Source organism: Massilia sp. GER05 (genome assembly GCF_052056005.1).
Lineage (GTDB): Bacteria > Pseudomonadota > Gammaproteobacteria > Burkholderiales > Burkholderiaceae_D > Telluria > Telluria orientalis.
Map to the genome: position 1 here is coordinate 3522275 of NZ_CP178858.1, position 14315 is coordinate 3536589.

Consider the following 14315-nt stretch of genomic DNA (forward strand, 5'->3'; position numbering starts at 1 on the left):
CGGCAGGGCGCGGCCGAAAGGCCCGGTTGCCCGGGCAAGGAGATCAGGACGTGGAGATCAGAACGTGTAGCCCACGCGCAGGCTGTAGCGCGGTCCGGAGACGAAGACGGCGCGCACCTTGTCGCCGATACCCTGGTGCATGGTCTGGCTGTAGCGGGCATCCGTCAGGTTCTGCGCCTGGAAGTCGAATTTCAGGTTTTCGCTGAATTTGTACGAGACGCCGCCGTCCAGCTGGCCGTACGCGTCCGCCCACAGCGGCAGGCCCCAGGCCACGTTGTGCTGGCCGAAGGTCGGGCTGGCGGGATTGGTGTCCGTACCGTTGCTGCCCTGCGTCCCGTTCGTGTTGGTGCTGAGGAGGTAGCGCGAGCGCCAGTTGTAGGCCAGGCGCGCCGACCACGGCCCCTGGTCGTACAGGATCGCCAGGTTGTAGGCGTTCTGCGACAGCTGGGGCAGCGGCAGGTTGCCGAACGCGCGTCCGTCGATGTCGCAGCCGTTCAGGTTCAGGTTGACGTTCGCGGCGTTCTGTCCGCCCGAGCAGTATTCGCTGAAGACCGGGTTGTACAGGCTGCGCTTGCTGTGGACGTAGGTGTAGTTCGCCGACACGCCGATCCCGCGCAGCCAGTCCGGCACATTGTCGAAATACTGCTGGTACGCGATCTCGCCGCCGCGGGCGATGCCTTTCGCGCCATTCACCGGCGCCGTCACCAGGAACTGCTGCGTGTTCCCGTTGATATCCTGGAGGCCCACCGACGTCGTCTGGTTGATGATCACGTCCTTGAGGCGCTTGTCGAACAGCGCCAGCGTCAGCGATCCGGATTTGGCGAAGTACCATTCCGCAGTGACGTCGAGCTGATTCGACGTGATCGGACGGAGCGCCGGGTTGCCCTGCGCGTTGCCGGTGCGGTTCACGGCCGTCACGTTCACGACCTTGGTCTCCTCGTTCACCGACGACACGATTTCCTGCGACAGCGTCGTGTAGGCCTGCAGTTGCGAGAAGTCCGGCCGCGACATCGACTTGCCGTAGGCCAGGCGGAACTGCAGCGTGTCGCTGGCCTTCAGGCGCAGGTTCACGGTCGGCAGGAAGTTGTTGTACCTGTTCTCGACATCGCTCTTGTTCAGGTAAGCGGGGATGTAGGGAACCGGGATGCCGGTGGCCTGCGTGCCTTGCCCGAACGGCGCGCCCGGCGTGTACGACATGTAGCCGGTCGAGTGCGAGCGGGTCTGCACGTAGCGCAGGCCGACGTTGCCGTCGATCGGGTATTTCAGGTCGTCGAAGCCGAAGCGCAGCTGCGTGTAGAACGCACGGGTCTTCTCTTTCTGGTCGTTGGTGCCGGCCGGGTTGTCGCCGCCGAATTTCGCCGCCTTCCAGATCTGGCACGGGTTGCCGCCATCGCCGCCATTGGCCGCGATCCGTTCCGGACACAGGATCGCGTCGTGGTAGTCATGCAGCGTCTGGTACGAAGCCGGATAGCCGCTGGCCACGCTCGGCGCGGGGAACACGACTGCGGGGACGCTGACGTCGCCGCCGAAGAAGTTGTTGAACTGTTGCGTCACGTGCGGCGCGTTGAAGCGCGGGTCGTTCAGGTAGGCCAGTTTCGGAATGTCCCAGCCCAGCAGCCACGGCGGCGTCACCCCGGCCCAATTCCAGCTCGGATCGGAGTTGACCGTCCGCGCTTCGCGGTCCGTCAGGCGCACGCCGAAGCGCACGTCGCGCAGCACCGGATGGTCGAACGCATAGCGCGCATCGCCCTTCCAGGCCTTCATGGTCCCGTCGGTCTTGTCGAGGTGTTCCATGGTCGACTCCCAGTAGTAATTCGCGGGATCGGCCAGGAAGGCGCGCTGTGAATCGGTAAAGTTAATCCTGGGCAGGCTGCCGCGCAGGTCGAGGCTCTCGTTCGGCATCAGCATGCCCAGGCCGACCGCCGAGGTGAAGTGGCTGCCGGTGGAGCGCACGTGCTGCAGGTCGCTCGTCAGCGTCCAGTTGTCGGCCACCTTCCACTGCACGTTCCAGGACACGTCGGTGGTCTTCGAATCGCCCTTGTTGAAGCCGCCCGCATTGCTGAACGGGATGCCGCCGTTCGTCGTGTCGCTGATGGTGCCCGTGACGAACGCGCCCTTCGCGTCGTACACGGTATCGGGGCTCACCTTCAGGTCATACGGGCTGGCCGACGAGAAGATCGACTGCTCGTTCGCGCTGTCCTTGTAGCGCGACTGGAAATACGTCAGGTGGCTCTGGAGGTTGTCGCGCTTCCACTGCAGGGCGCCGTAGGCACCTTGCCGCTTGCGGTCGTACTGGTAGTTGCGCCATTGCGCGCCTTTCGGTATCCACACCGTGCGGCCCGGTTGGATGTCGGTGCGTGGGAAGAAGGGTTCGAATTGGAACGTATCCGTCTGCGTGGAGCTGTCCGACGACGCGATATCGACCAGGGCGCCGAATTCGCCGAAGCCGGTTTTCCAGCGGTTCGAGTACAGGCCGGACACGGAAGGATCGGGCTTGCCCTTCCTGAGCGTGGAGTGCGTCGCCTCGACGGACAGCGCGCCGCGCTGGCCCTTGAAGTCGAACGGCAGCGCGGTGCGCAGGTTGACGAGACCCGAAATGCCGCCTTCGGTCTGCTCCGCCGAAGGGTTCTTGTAGACGTCGACGCCGGCCATCAGTTCGGGCGGGATGTCGCCCCAGCTGATCGAGCGGCCGCCGTTCGATGCGAACGCCTCGCGCCCATTGAGTTCGGAACGGACGTAGTTCAGGCCGCGGATGTTGACGCCGGCGCCCTCGACCGAGAAGCGTTCATTGTCGCCCGCCTGGCGGTTGATGCTGATGCCGACGACGCGCTGGAGCACCTCGGTGACGGAGCGGTCCGGCAGCTTGCCGATGTCGTCGGCGACGATCGAGTCGACGATCTCGTCGGCATCCTGCTTGAGTTTTTGCGCCGAGGCCAGCGCGGCGCGCTGGCCGGTCACGACGACAACGGCCTTGCCTTCGTTGTCCGCTTGCGCGTGCGCCAGGCCCGTTCCCCACGCGAGGTGAGCGACGGCGATTGCGATGGCAGTCTTGTTGGTGCGTTTCATGTGTCCCCTTCTGGTTGTCCAGCCGTCGAGTGCGGCGATTTCCGTTGTGCATGCACGTAAATCCGGCGCTAATAAAAAAACATCTTGCAAAAGACAATTTATTAACGCCGGATATACGAGTTATTGACGCCGGGTTTTGTCGACGGGCGGAACGACGCGCGAAATCGGTGTTGTTTAGCGTTGTTTCGCGAAACTCGCCGGGTACGCAGTGGGGCAGGCAACGCTGTTGCGAGAAACGTCACTAAACAATGAGGGGAGGAAGGGGAGTGTGAAGGGCAGGTATGGACCGGTGGAATAATCGCCGTCGTTAATTTTTCGATGTGAAACGCATCGTCAAATTAACACCGACCCATTGATGGAGGAGATAACATGTCTAACGATACAAAAATTTCTTTGGACCGCCGCAGCCTGTTGTTCAAGGCGGCCGGCGCCGCGGCGGCCACGACGTTGCTGGGCGCTTGCGGGGGGGCCACCGGCCGCGCCGGCAACGACGCAGCGTCGGCAGCAGCGACGGCATCCCGGCAGGCCGCGCCGAAACCCGCGACCGTGACGATCGATGCCTGCGGGCAGGCGGGCGCGACCTCCACTTGCGTCGTGCGGCGCTTCACGATCAACGCCGCCCCCGTCGATCCGGCGGCCACGCCCGCCGCCCAGGCCCTGTACGGCTGGCTGCTGTCGAAGTTCGGCAAGTTCATCGTCTCTGGACAGACCGACCAGGATCACTTCGACTACGTGAAGAACCTGACCGGTCATTACCCATTGCTGCGCGGCTTCGACATGCAGCATTACAGCCCGATGTATTCGTGGCTGTGGGACGGCAATGCGATCAATCCGGGCACCGGCCAGCCGGGCTATTTCACGTTCGGGTCCCGATGCGGCCGACCCGTCGGTCGCCAACTCGATCGCATGGCGCCGGGACCACGGGGACAAGCCCGTCATCGCCTATCAATGGCACTGGCATTCGCCGTCGGGCGGCACCGCCGGCACGAACACGTTCTACACCGAGTTCACGACCTTCGATGCATCCCGGGCCGTGAGGAAGGGGACGCCGGAATATGCGGACACCCTGCGCGACATCGACGCGATCGCCGTCCAGCTCGCGAAGCTGCGCGATGCCGGCGTCCCCATCATCTGGCGGCCCTTGCACGAAGCCGGCGGCAGTTGGTTCTGGTGGAGCGCGAAAGGCAGCACCGTGTACAAGCAGTTGTGGGACATGATGTACGACCGCCTCGTGAATTACCACGGCCTGCACAATCTGCTGTGGTGCTGGTGCGGCGACGACGTGGCGTGGTATCCGGGGAACGACAAGGTCGATCTCGTCGGCATCGATTCCTACCCCGGCAACTTCGTCTACATTAACAACAAGACGGAGTTCGACAAGGCCTATGCGCTCAGCAACGGCGCGAAGCTCATCGCGATGACCGAGAACGGCCCGATGCCGGACATCGACAGCAGCCTCGAGGGCGGCGCGCCGTGGTCGTTCTTCATGTCCTGGGTCGACATCACGGCGGCCAATGACGATACGCGCATCAAGGCCGTGTATGCCGATCCACGCGTCATCACGCTGGAACGATACGTGTGATCAGAAGTTGTGACGCATGCCGAGCACGTACGCCTTAAGCGTCGCGCCCGGCGTGGCACCCAGACCGTTGATCGCGAAGTCGTAGACCCCGTTCGCGCGGTTGTCCAGGCGCGTCGTGTACGCGTACAGGCTGCTGCGCTTGCTGAGCGTGTAATCGTAGCCGAGCGTCGCATGCGTGGCGCCGGTGCCCGCGCCGGCGCGCACGAAGCCGATGCGCGTGCCGGCCGGCCCGCTCGCGTCGCCCGCGCGCGCAATGCCGATGCGGATGCCGTGCGGTCCCATCTGGTGCGACACGGACAGGTACACGGCATTGCGCGCCAGCTCGCCGGCGCCCGTCCCGTATTTCAAACGTTCGGCGACGACGGCGATGCGGGTCTGCGGGAACTGGTAGGCGAGGGCGGCCTTCGCGCCGGTGTCGTCCAGGCCCGGTCCCTGGTACTCGTGGTGGCGTTCGCCCGCCAGTACGGCATACCACGGGCCCCGTTCGTAGATCGCGGCGGCCGACGTCAGCGACGGCTGCGCGCCGCTTGCCGGCTTTTCTTCGTTCAGGCCGTGCGTCACCCGCAGCGACAGACCGTGCCAGGACGGGCTCCAGTAGTGAATCGAATTGGACTGGCGCCGGTCGAACGACGACTTGTCGCTGACGTTGTCCGCGTCCCCCGCGGATCCATTGCCCATGATGCTCATGTAGCCGGCCGTCGTCGGATAGAACGGGTCGAGGCCGGACGTGGCGCTGTTGTAGGCCGTCGTCCAGTGGCCCGCGAACAGCGTGCCCCACGTGCCGGCGAGGCCCACGCGGGTATCGCGTGCGGCGAGGGCGCCGGTGCCCGTGTCGGGCGACAGCGTGCCTTCGACCTGGAAGATGGCTTTCAGGCCGCCGCCCAGGTCTTCGCCGCCGCGGAAACCCAGCACGGAGCGGTTGTTCACGAGGCGCGTGAGGCCGGGGCCGGAGGACGCCGCCGCGTGTTCGAGGGCGACGTTGAGGCGGCCGTAGATCTGCACGGCGCCGTCTTGCGCGTGGACGGTGCCCGCGGCCAGCAGCATGGCGGCGGGGATTGACTTGATATGCATGGGGGATCTCCTTTGCCCGCATTGTCGATGCGGACGCGGAGACCGGGAACTACCGAAAGGTCAGGCCATCGGACTGCACTGCTCCGTCCCGGCCGCCATCGCCTTCAGGCGCGCCGGTTCGAGCAGCTCGACCTCGCGCTTGTCGACCTGCACGAGCCCCAGCTTTTTAAAACGGGACAGCAGGCGGCTGATGCTTTCGATGGTCAGGCCCAGGTAGTTGCCGATGTCTTCGCGCGACATGCGCAGCTGGAAGCGCGTGGACGAATAGCCGCGCGCCGCGTAGCGGGCCGAGAGGTTGATGAGGAAGACGGCGAAGCGCTGCTCGGCGCGCATGTTCCCCAGCAGGAGCATGACGTTCTGTTCGCGCGTGATTTCCTGGCTCATGATGCGGTGGAAGTGGCGCAGCAGCGCCGGCACCTGGCCGAACAGGTCCTGCAGGTTCCCGAACGGGATTTCGCACACTTCGCTGTCTTCCAGTGCGACGGCGTCGCAGTGGTGGCGGTCGGCGCTGATGGCGTCCATGCCGAGCAGCTCGCCGGCCATCTGGAAGCCCGTGATCTGCGCCTCGCCGGCCGCGTTGATCTGGTACGTCTTGAAGTGGCCGAAGCGCACGGCGTACAGGTTGCGGAACGGCTCGCCCATCTTGTACAGCGGTTCGTCGCGCTCCAGGCGGCGGCGCTTGCCGATGATCCGATCCAGGCGGTCGATGTCCGCGTCTTCCAGCCCCATTGGCAGGCACAGCTGGTGCATGCTGCAGGCCGCGCAACTGGACTTGAGTGCGGTGACGTTGATGGGGGATGCGGACGTGGTATCAGCGGCAATCATGGCAAGTACCTTCGGGTGATGTCTCGATTATAGACGTGCAGCCCGACTGCAACGAGGGAATTTGTCCCGACGTTGGTTGCCTGGCCAACGAAGTGTCGCGTGGACGTCAAGCGTGCGCGCCTTTGCGTTGTCAAGGATTACACTTCCCATGAATATTTGCCAACGGGAGAACCATGTCCGTCGAACAGCGTTCTGCTTCATCCGATTTGCATGACGGCGTGGAGAGAGCCGTCGCTGCGCCGCTGGCCGACGAGGACCAGGCCCGCGCCGATTTCTACGCGCTGTTCGCACGCCTGCTGCTGGCCCCGCCCGACGACGCACTGCTCGCGGCACTGGCCGCCGCGGACCCGATCGGCGCCGCCGGCGAATTCGCTCTCGAGGACGCCTGGCTGAAGCTGACCCAGGCCGCCACCGTCGTCGATGCGGCCGCCGCGGCCGATGAATTCTCGGCCATGTTCATCAGCACCGGCACGCCGCCGCTGAATCCGTACGGTTCCTTCTACCTCACGGGCCACCTGAACGATGCGCCGCTGGCCGACCTGCGCCACGACCTCGCGCGCCTGCGTCTCGCGCGGGCGCCAGGCGTGGGCGAGTTCGAAGACCACCTGGGCACGCTGTGCGAGACGATGCGCGTATTGATCCAGGGCGGACCCGGCATGCCGCCGCGTGGCCTGGCCGTGCAAAAACACTTTTTCGAAACGCATGTCCGGCCGTGGTATGCGGCCTGCCTGGCCGACATCGCGGGGAGTGCCGACGCGAATTTCTACCGGATCGTCGCAGGCGTCGTCGATGCCTTCCTGTCGATCGAAGCGCAGGCGTTCGCCGTGCTCGATGCCACCGACCCGATTGCCGCATGAGGACCATCATGAACGATGACAAGCAACCCGATCCGACCCGCCGCAGCCTGTTGAAGGCCGCGCCGCTGGGCGCGCTGGCCGTCGCCGCGGCCGCGCGTGCGCGGGCGCCCGGGCCGCAGCCCGAGCCCGCCGCACCGGTGGCGCCGCAGCAGGCCAAGGGCTATCACGAGACGGAACACATCCGGCGCTACTACCGCACCGCGGCTTACTGGTAGAAGGAGACCACGACCATGACCCTGGTGAAGACATCACGCGACAGCGGGCTGAAACGGCGCCGCTTCCTCGTCGGCGCGGGCGTGACGGCCGGCGCGGGCGCCCTCGCGCGCCACCTGCCGCTGAACGTGATCCAGCCCGCGACCGCGGCGGACCCCGTGCCGGCCAGGCCGAACACGGAGGTCAAGCACACCGTGTGCAGCCACTGCTCGGTGGGCTGCTCGGTGGAGGCGGTGGTCAGCAACGGCGTGTGGATCCGCCAGGAGGCCGCGTTCGACTCGCCGATCAACATGGGGGCCCACTGCGCGAAAGGCGCGTCGGTGCGCGAGCACGGGTTCGGCGAACACCGCCTGCGCTATCCGATGAAGCTCGTGAACGGCAAGTACGAGCGCATCACGTGGGACCAGGCCGTGGGCGAGATCGGCGACCGGCTGCTGAAACTGCGCGAGCAGTCCGGGCCGGATGCGCTGATGGTGATCGGCAGCTCGAAGCACAGCAACGAGCAGTCCTACCTGCTGCGCAAATGGGTGTCGATGTGGGGCTCCAATAACTGCGACCACCAGGCCCGCATCTGCCACTCGACGACGGTGGCCGGCGTCGCCCAGACCTACGGGTATGGCGCGATGACGAACTCGTTCAACGATCTCCACTACAGCAAGGCCGTGCTGTTCATCGGCTCGAACCCGGCCGAGGCGCATCCGATCTCGATGCTGCACTTCCTGCATGCGAAGGAACTGGGCGCGAAGATGATCGTCGTCGACCCGCGCTTCACGCGCACGGCGCGCTTCGCCCACCACTACGTGCGCATCCGTCCCGGCACCGACATCGCATTCGTGTGGGGCATGCTGTGGCACATCTTCAACAACGGCTGGGAAGACAAGGCGTACATCGCCGCGCGCACGTACGGCATGGACGACGTGCGCAAGGAAGTCGCGAAGTGGACGCCCGATAAGGTCAGCGACGTGACGGGCGTGCCGGAAGCGTCCGTGCGCATGGCGGCCGAAATGCTGGCGACGAACAAGCCATCGTCCGTCGTCTGGTGCATGGGCATCACGCAGCACCACGTGGGCACGGCGAACGTGCGCGCGCTGTCGATCCTGCAGCTCGCGCTGGGGAACATCGGCGTGCAGGGCGGCGGCGCCAACATCTACCGCGGCCACGACAACGTGCAGGGCGCGACGGACGTCGGTCCGAACGGCGAGTCGCTGCCCGGCTACTACGGCATCGCGGAAGGCGCGTGGAAGCACTTCGCGACCGTGTGGGGCGTCGATTACGACTGGGTCAAGTCGCGCTTCGGCTCGAAGGAGTTGATGGAAAAGCCGGGCATCACGGTGTCGCGCTGGTTCGACGCGGTCCTGGAAGACAACCAGTACGTCGACCAGCCGGCGAACCTGCGTGCCGTGTTCTACTGGGGCCACGCGCCGAACAGCCAGACGCGCCTGCCGGACATGAAGGCCGCGATGCAGAAGCTGGACTTCATGGTCGTCATCGATCCGTATCCCAGCATGACGGCCGCGATGCACGGCAGGAGCGATGGCGTCTACCTGCTGCCGGCCGCGTCGCAGTTCGAGACGCAGGGTTCCGTCACGGCGTCGAACCGCTCGATCCAGTGGCGCGAGCGCGTGATCCAGCCGCTGTTCGAATGCAAGACGGACCACGAGATCATGTACCTGTTCGCGCAGAAGCTCGGCTTCGGCGAACAGCTCGTCAAGAACATCAAGGTCGTCAACAACGAACCGGTCATCGAGGACATCCTCCGCGAGATCAACCGCTCCTGCTGGACCATCGGCTACACGGGCTGCTCGCCCGAGCGCTTGAAACTGCACATGGAGCACAAGCGCGATTTCAATCCGACGACGATGCGTGCCGAATCCGGTCCGTGCAAGGGCGACTATTACGGCCTGCCGTGGCCGTGCTGGGGCACGCCGGAGATGAAGCACCCGGGCACGCCGATCCTGTACGACCTGCACAAGCCGGTGGCGGAGGGCGGCCTGCCGTTCCGCGCCAACTGGGGCGTGGAGCACAACGGCGAGCCCCTGCTGGCGGCGGACGGCTCGTTCACGAAGGACAGCGAGATCGACACGGGCTATCCGGAATTCGACCACGTGTTCCTGAAAAAGCTGGGCTGGTGGGCCGAGCTGACGCCGGAGGAGCAAGTGCAGGCCGAGGGCAAGAACTGGAAGACGGACCTGTCGGGCGGGATCATCCGCGTCGCCATCGCCCACGGCTGCGCGCCGTACGGCAATGCGCGCGCCCGCTGCAACGTGTGGAACTTCCCGGACCCCGTGCCGACGCACCGCGAACCGCTCGTCACGCCGCGGCGCGACCTGGTGGCCAAATACCCGACTTACGACGACAAGGCCGCGTTCTGGCGCCTGCCGACGCTGTATAAATCCGTGCAGGCGGTCGACTTCTCGAAGGAGTACCCGCTGATCATGACGTCCGGCCGCCTCGTCGAATACGAGGGCGGCGGAGAGGAGACCCGGTCGAATCCGTGGCTCGCCGAACTCCAGCAGAACATGTTCTGCGAAGTGAATCCGGAAGACGCGGCGCAGATCGGCGTGAAGCTGGGCGAATTCATGTGGGTCGAGACGCCGACCGGCGCGCGCCTGAAGCTGATGGCGATGGTGACGCCGCGCGTGCCCGTGGGCCTCGTGTGGATGCCGTTCCACTTCGGCGGCTGGTGGATGGGCGAGGACCTGGAAAAGCATTATCCGGACGGCGGCGCGCCCGCGGTGCGCGGCGAGGCAGTCAATACCGGGTGGACGTACGGGTACGACGCCGTGACGATGATGCAGGAAACGAAGGTGTCGTTATGTCGCCTGGTGCGCGCGTAGGGTGGGCACTCCTGTGCCCACGCGTAACGCCAACATACCGCGAACATCGCGCGTGGGTACGGGGTGCCCACCCTACCGAAGGAGATTGAGATGGCCCGAATGAAGTTCATCTGCGACACGGAGCGCTGCATCGACTGCAACGGCTGCGTGACCGCCTGCAAGAACGAAAACGAGACCCCGTGGGGCGTGAACCGCCGCCGCGTCGTCACCATCAACGACGGCGTGCCGGGTGAGCGCTCGATCTCCGTCGCGTGCATGCATTGCAGCGACGCGCCGTGCCTGGCCGTCTGCCCCGTCAACTGCATCTATCACACGGAAGACGGCATCGTCCTGCACGACAAGGACCAGTGCATCGGCTGCGGCTACTGCTATTACGCGTGCCCGTTCGGCGCGCCGCAGTTCCCGTCCACGGGCCTGTTCAACCACCGCGGCAAGATGGACAAATGCACGTTCTGCTCCGGCGGTCCGGAGCCCGACACGTCCGAGGCCGAGTTCAAGAAGTATGGCCGCAACCGCATCGCCGAAGGCAAGCTGCCCGCGTGCGCGGAGATGTGCGGCACGAAGGCGCTGATCGGCGGCGACGCGACCGTCATCGCCGACATCTACCGCCAGCGCGTGGAGACGCGCGGCTACGGTCCGGAGCTGTGGGGCTGGAAGATCGCGTACGGCAAGCCGAAACGCGGCGGCGACATCAAGGCGAAGGGCGACGGCCCGCGCGAGAACCAGAATCTCAAGGACTCGCAGAACGACGAGGGGAGGCTGCCGACATGAAGCGCATCCTCATCCTCTGCCTGCCGCTGGCGCTGCTCGCGGGCTGCCTCGAAGTCGACCAGCATCCGAACTGGGTGCACGGCATGGTCGCCGGGAAGAAAGACGACCGGCCGTTCTTGCGGCACTTCCACAACGACAAGCTGTCGTGGTGGGGCACGATCAGCAACCGCAACATGAACCAGAACGAATACAACCGGGCCAACCCGTAACAGGAGCCGACCATGTCATTCACGCTACGATCGATATTGTCATTGCTCCTGTCGCTGTGGCTCGTCGGCATCGCGCACGCGGGCGTGCCGAACAACCGCGCCGAACCCGCGTATGCCGAGGAACAGACCATCCTGCAGGCCGAGAAGGATTCGCGCACGCCCGAGCCGGGACTGGGCTCGTCGGCCTCCGGCCGCGTGCACATCGACCGCCACTACCTGGGCCAGTACGGCGGCACGGAAGGCACCGTCATCGTGCAGCGCGGCGGCAACCAGTGGCGCATCTGGCGCAACGGGCCGATCGCGACGGCGATGGGCACGATCCTCGTCGTCGTGCTCGTCGCGATTTTCTTCTTCTACCGCGCCATCGGTCCCGCGCGCACCGAAGAACCGGACACGGGCCGGCGCATCCGCCGCTTCACGGGCTGGGAGCGCGGCGTGCACTGGGCGACGGCGATCAGCTTCATCATCCTCGCGGTGACGGGCCTCGTCATCATGTTCGGCAAGAAGCTCCTGATCCCGCTCGTCGGCCACGACGTGTTCGCGGCGCTGGCCTACGTCTTCAAGTACCTGCACAACTTCGTGGGTCCGCTGTTCATCGTGTGCTCCGTGCTGATGTTCTTCACCTTCCTGCGCCGGAACTTCTTCCGCCGCATCGACTGGCAGTGGGTCAAGCAGGGCGGCGGCCTCGTGTCGCACAAGCACGTGCGGGCCGGGTTCTTCAACGCGGGCGAAAAATCCTGGTTCTGGCTGGGCGTGACCCTGCTGGGCCTCGTGATGTCGATCAGCGGCCTGGTCCTGGACTTCGTGACCTTCGGGCAAACGCGCTACATCATGCAGGTCGCGAACTACCTGCACATCGCCGGCGCCACGTTCTACATCGCGGCCGCGATGGGCCACATCTACATCGGCACGTGGGGCACGCCGGGCGCCTACGAAGCGATGCGCCACGGGACCGTGGACGAATCGTGGGCCAAGGCGCACCACGCCGTGTGGTACGACGAAGTGAAGGCGGGCGTGGAACCGGGCACGTTCGACGACCGCGCGCCGCCGGACCAGCGGCCGCCGGCCGGCAGTCCACCGCCGCGGCCCGCGCATTGAGGAGCCGCCGATGAAAACGACGATGAAGGTCATGGCCCTGCTGCTGGCGCTGGCCGCCGTGGGCTGCAAGCAGCATGGCGACGAGGCCCAGCGCAAGACCAGGTTCCCCGGCATGGTGACGGCCGACGGCGGCACGAGCGGCCAGGTGATGGCCGCGCATGCGGGACCGAAGACGAACGCGGGCTATGCGGGCGGCACGCCGGGCATCGCGGGCGGCAGCGGCGGCAACACGGCCGGCGCGGAGACCGGCGGCAGCGTGCGCGAGACGGGACAGGGACCCAGCCAGGGCGTGACGCCGCCCAGCGGCGCGGGCACGCAGGGCACGACGCAGACGCCGCCCGGCGACCACGGCAAGCCGGCCGCGCCGACGCCGGCCGAACAGGGGCCGCTGCCGGGCGCCGTCAACCGCGACCCGAGCCACTCGGCGGCGCCGGGACGATGAGGAGACCAGGATGAGCCACATGACCAGGATCGCGGCGCTCGCGCTGGCGCTGTCCGCCGCGGCGGCCCACGCCGCGCTGCCGCCGCCGACACCGGCGCAGCAGGAGGCCGCCGCCGCGAAGAAGGCGGCCGCGGATGCGCAGGCGGCCAGGGACAAGGCGTTGCTTGCCGCATCGATGGACGCCATCACGGCCCGCTGGCGCAGCCGCGCGTCCGCGCAGGGCTGGACGGCGCATGCGCCGGTCGCCATCGCCGCGGCCGCACCGGCGCAAGCGGCCGCACCGGCCGGACAGCCGGAAGGCAAGCTGACCGCGGCCGGCGCCGCCGCACCCATCAAGAGCGAAAAACTGGGCACGGCGCCGCCCAGCGCGGACGTGAAGGCCCACCCGACGCGGGCCGAGCCGGCGGGCACGCCGCCGACCGTCCAGAAAGGCACGCCGAAGGTGAACAACAGATGAAGATGGGATCCATGCCGATCGCCGTGCTGATGCAGCGGCGGACCCTCCAGCACCGCTGGGCCGACGAGGCCTGGGAAGCGGTCGGCGTCGTGCCGGACCGCGGCGACCTGCCGCCGCTGCAGGTGCTGAGCCAGACGCCCGGGCGCGACTACTACCTCGTCTCCGGTCTCGAACTGGAACTGTATCCGGACGAGAACGAAGGCTATTACGAGAACTGCGTGGCGCCCGAATCGAAGGTCTTCGTGCTGTGGCGGATGGAGAACGGCCGCGCGATGCCCGTGCGCGCATCGGTCAGCTATGTCGAGGGCACGCGCATGTTCGATTCGGGAGAAAACGCGGACGGCGTGACGATGCCGGCCGAGATCTATGCGTGGCTCGCGGGCTATTTGCGCGCGCACTACCAACCGCAGCCGCGGCGCGGCCGCCAGCACGGATGACGGACGAAGGCTTCCTGCGCCGCTGGGCGCGCCGCAAGACGGAAGCGCGATCGGGAATCGAGCCGCTGCCGGAAGCGGCTGCGCCGGTCGAAGACCTGCCGGTTCCGGTCGTCGAAGCGCCTGCCGTGGCACCGGCCGCCGTGCCGCTGCCGACGATGGACGACGTCGCCCGCCTGACCGGCGACTCCGATTTCTCCGCGTTCGTCGTGCGCGGCGTCGATGCTGCCGTGCGCCGGACGGCGCTGAAAAAACTGTTTGCCGACCCGCACTTCAATGCGATGGACGGGCTGGACGTCTACATCGACGACTACACGAAGCCGAGCCCCGTGTCCGAGGCGATGCTCGCGTCGCTGGAGCACGCGAAGAACGCGTTGCAGCGGGTTGTCGACGCCGTCGAAGAACCGCCGGCCGCGGAAGATGTGCCGGAGGACTCCAATAAAACCACCTGAA

15 protein-coding genes are annotated in these 14315 nt (G+C 66.4%); 11 read left to right on the plus strand and 4 right to left on the minus strand.

Annotated elements, in window-relative coordinates; translation table 11 throughout:
* Positions 1–57 precede the first annotated feature (57 nt).
* Together ACL58G_RS15870 and ACL58G_RS15875 are read right to left on the minus strand one after the other, a co-directional pair.
* The gene (locus ACL58G_RS15870; RefSeq protein ID WP_440967806.1) at positions 58–3066 is read right to left on the minus strand and encodes a TonB-dependent receptor; all 3009 of its coding nucleotides are present in this window, start codon (positions 3064–3066) and stop codon (positions 58–60) included.
* A gap of 338 nt (positions 3067–3404) precedes the next feature.
* Entirely contained in the window at positions 3405–3761 is a 357-nt protein-coding gene (locus ACL58G_RS15875; protein WP_413385047.1) for a hypothetical protein, read from the minus strand.
* A gap of 125 nt (positions 3762–3886) precedes the next feature.
* Here ACL58G_RS15875 and ACL58G_RS15880 point away from each other — a divergent pair, with 125 nt between their 5' ends.
* The gene (locus ACL58G_RS15880) at positions 3887–4648 is read left to right on the plus strand and encodes a glycosyl hydrolase (RefSeq protein WP_413385050.1); all 762 of its coding nucleotides are present in this window, start codon (positions 3887–3889) and stop codon (positions 4646–4648) included.
* Here the strand turns inward: ACL58G_RS15880 and ACL58G_RS15885 are convergent, their stop codons facing one another.
* Together ACL58G_RS15885 and fnr are read right to left on the minus strand one after the other, a co-directional pair.
* The gene (locus tag ACL58G_RS15885; protein WP_440967807.1) at positions 4649–5719 is read right to left on the minus strand and encodes a porin; all 1071 of its coding nucleotides are present in this window, start codon (positions 5717–5719) and stop codon (positions 4649–4651) included.
* 60 nt (positions 5720–5779) lie between these two features.
* Positions 5780–6544 (minus strand): fumarate/nitrate reduction transcriptional regulator Fnr, encoded by a 765-nt coding sequence (gene fnr, locus ACL58G_RS15890; protein ID WP_440967809.1) that lies wholly within the window; start codon positions 6542–6544, stop codon positions 5780–5782.
* Positions 6545–6762: 218 nt separating this feature from the next.
* Between fnr and ACL58G_RS15895 the strand changes: the two genes are divergently transcribed.
* From ACL58G_RS15895 to ACL58G_RS15940, 10 genes are all read left to right on the plus strand, one after another.
* On the plus strand, positions 6763–7401 hold the full coding sequence (locus ACL58G_RS15895; protein WP_440967811.1) for a TorD/DmsD family molecular chaperone: 639 nt from the start codon (positions 6763–6765) through the stop codon (positions 7399–7401).
* A gap of 8 nt (positions 7402–7409) precedes the next feature.
* Positions 7410–7616: a formate dehydrogenase gene (locus tag ACL58G_RS15900; protein WP_440967813.1), complete on the plus strand. Its 207-nt coding sequence runs from the start codon at positions 7410–7412 to the stop codon at positions 7614–7616.
* A gap of 15 nt (positions 7617–7631) precedes the next feature.
* Positions 7632–10451, plus strand: a complete 2820-nt coding sequence (locus ACL58G_RS15905; protein ID WP_440967815.1) for a formate dehydrogenase subunit alpha — start codon at positions 7632–7634, stop codon at positions 10449–10451.
* 90 nt (positions 10452–10541) lie between these two features.
* The gene (gene fdh3B, locus ACL58G_RS15910; protein WP_371766427.1) at positions 10542–11222 is read left to right on the plus strand and encodes a formate dehydrogenase FDH3 subunit beta; all 681 of its coding nucleotides are present in this window, start codon (positions 10542–10544) and stop codon (positions 11220–11222) included.
* A complete protein-coding gene (locus ACL58G_RS15915) occupies positions 11219–11431 on the plus strand; it encodes a hypothetical protein (RefSeq protein ID WP_413343801.1) in 213 nt (70 codons plus the stop codon). Before fdh3B ends, ACL58G_RS15915 begins: the two co-directional genes overlap by 4 nt.
* A gap of 12 nt (positions 11432–11443) precedes the next feature.
* On the plus strand, positions 11444–12529 hold the full coding sequence (locus ACL58G_RS15920; RefSeq protein WP_440967817.1) for a formate dehydrogenase subunit gamma: 1086 nt from the start codon (positions 11444–11446) through the stop codon (positions 12527–12529).
* A 10-nt stretch (positions 12530–12539) separates the two neighbouring features.
* Positions 12540–12971 (plus strand): hypothetical protein, encoded by a 432-nt coding sequence (locus ACL58G_RS15925; RefSeq protein ID WP_440967819.1) that lies wholly within the window; start codon positions 12540–12542, stop codon positions 12969–12971.
* A gap of 10 nt (positions 12972–12981) precedes the next feature.
* Positions 12982–13428, plus strand: coding sequence for a hypothetical protein (locus ACL58G_RS15930; protein WP_440967821.1), 447 nt, complete (start codon positions 12982–12984; stop codon positions 13426–13428).
* Positions 13425–13865 (plus strand): DUF3305 domain-containing protein, encoded by a 441-nt coding sequence (locus ACL58G_RS15935; RefSeq protein WP_440967823.1) that lies wholly within the window; start codon positions 13425–13427, stop codon positions 13863–13865. The genes ACL58G_RS15930 and ACL58G_RS15935 overlap by 4 nt, the downstream gene beginning before the upstream one ends.
* Positions 13862–14314 (plus strand): DUF3306 domain-containing protein, encoded by a 453-nt coding sequence (locus tag ACL58G_RS15940; protein ID WP_440967824.1) that lies wholly within the window; start codon positions 13862–13864, stop codon positions 14312–14314. Before ACL58G_RS15935 ends, ACL58G_RS15940 begins: the two co-directional genes overlap by 4 nt.
* The last annotated feature ends 1 nt before the right edge of the window (position 14315 follow it).

Excerpts from the sequence above, each read along its gene's own strand:
- fdh3B (WP_371766427.1), top strand. The coding sequence starts at position 10,542 with ATGGCCCGAATGAAGTTCATCTGCGACACGGAGCGCTGCATCGACTGC.
- ACL58G_RS15935 (WP_440967823.1), top strand. The coding sequence starts at position 13,425 with ATGAAGATGGGATCCATGCCGATCGCCGTGCTGATGCAGCGGCGGACC.
- ACL58G_RS15915 (WP_413343801.1), top strand. The coding sequence starts at position 11,219 with ATGAAGCGCATCCTCATCCTCTGCCTGCCGCTGGCGCTGCTCGCGGGC.
- ACL58G_RS15880 (WP_413385050.1), top strand. The coding sequence starts at position 3,887 with ATGCGATCAATCCGGGCACCGGCCAGCCGGGCTATTTCACGTTCGGGT.
- ACL58G_RS15920 (WP_440967817.1), top strand. The coding sequence starts at position 11,444 with ATGTCATTCACGCTACGATCGATATTGTCATTGCTCCTGTCGCTGTGG.
- ACL58G_RS15940 (WP_440967824.1), top strand. The coding sequence starts at position 13,862 with ATGACGGACGAAGGCTTCCTGCGCCGCTGGGCGCGCCGCAAGACGGAA.
- ACL58G_RS15930 (WP_440967821.1), top strand. The coding sequence starts at position 12,982 with ATGAGCCACATGACCAGGATCGCGGCGCTCGCGCTGGCGCTGTCCGCC.
- ACL58G_RS15885 (WP_440967807.1), bottom strand. The coding sequence starts at position 5,719 with ATGCATATCAAGTCAATCCCCGCCGCCATGCTGCTGGCCGCGGGCACC.
- ACL58G_RS15925 (WP_440967819.1), top strand. The coding sequence starts at position 12,540 with ATGAAAACGACGATGAAGGTCATGGCCCTGCTGCTGGCGCTGGCCGCC.
- ACL58G_RS15905 (WP_440967815.1), top strand. The coding sequence starts at position 7,632 with ATGACCCTGGTGAAGACATCACGCGACAGCGGGCTGAAACGGCGCCGC.
- ACL58G_RS15875 (WP_413385047.1), bottom strand. The coding sequence starts at position 3,761 with ATGAACTTGCCGAACTTCGACAGCAGCCAGCCGTACAGGGCCTGGGCG.
- ACL58G_RS15870 (WP_440967806.1), bottom strand. The coding sequence starts at position 3,066 with ATGAAACGCACCAACAAGACTGCCATCGCAATCGCCGTCGCTCACCTC.
- fnr (WP_440967809.1), bottom strand. The coding sequence starts at position 6,544 with ATGATTGCCGCTGATACCACGTCCGCATCCCCCATCAACGTCACCGCA.
- ACL58G_RS15900 (WP_440967813.1), top strand. The coding sequence starts at position 7,410 with ATGAACGATGACAAGCAACCCGATCCGACCCGCCGCAGCCTGTTGAAG.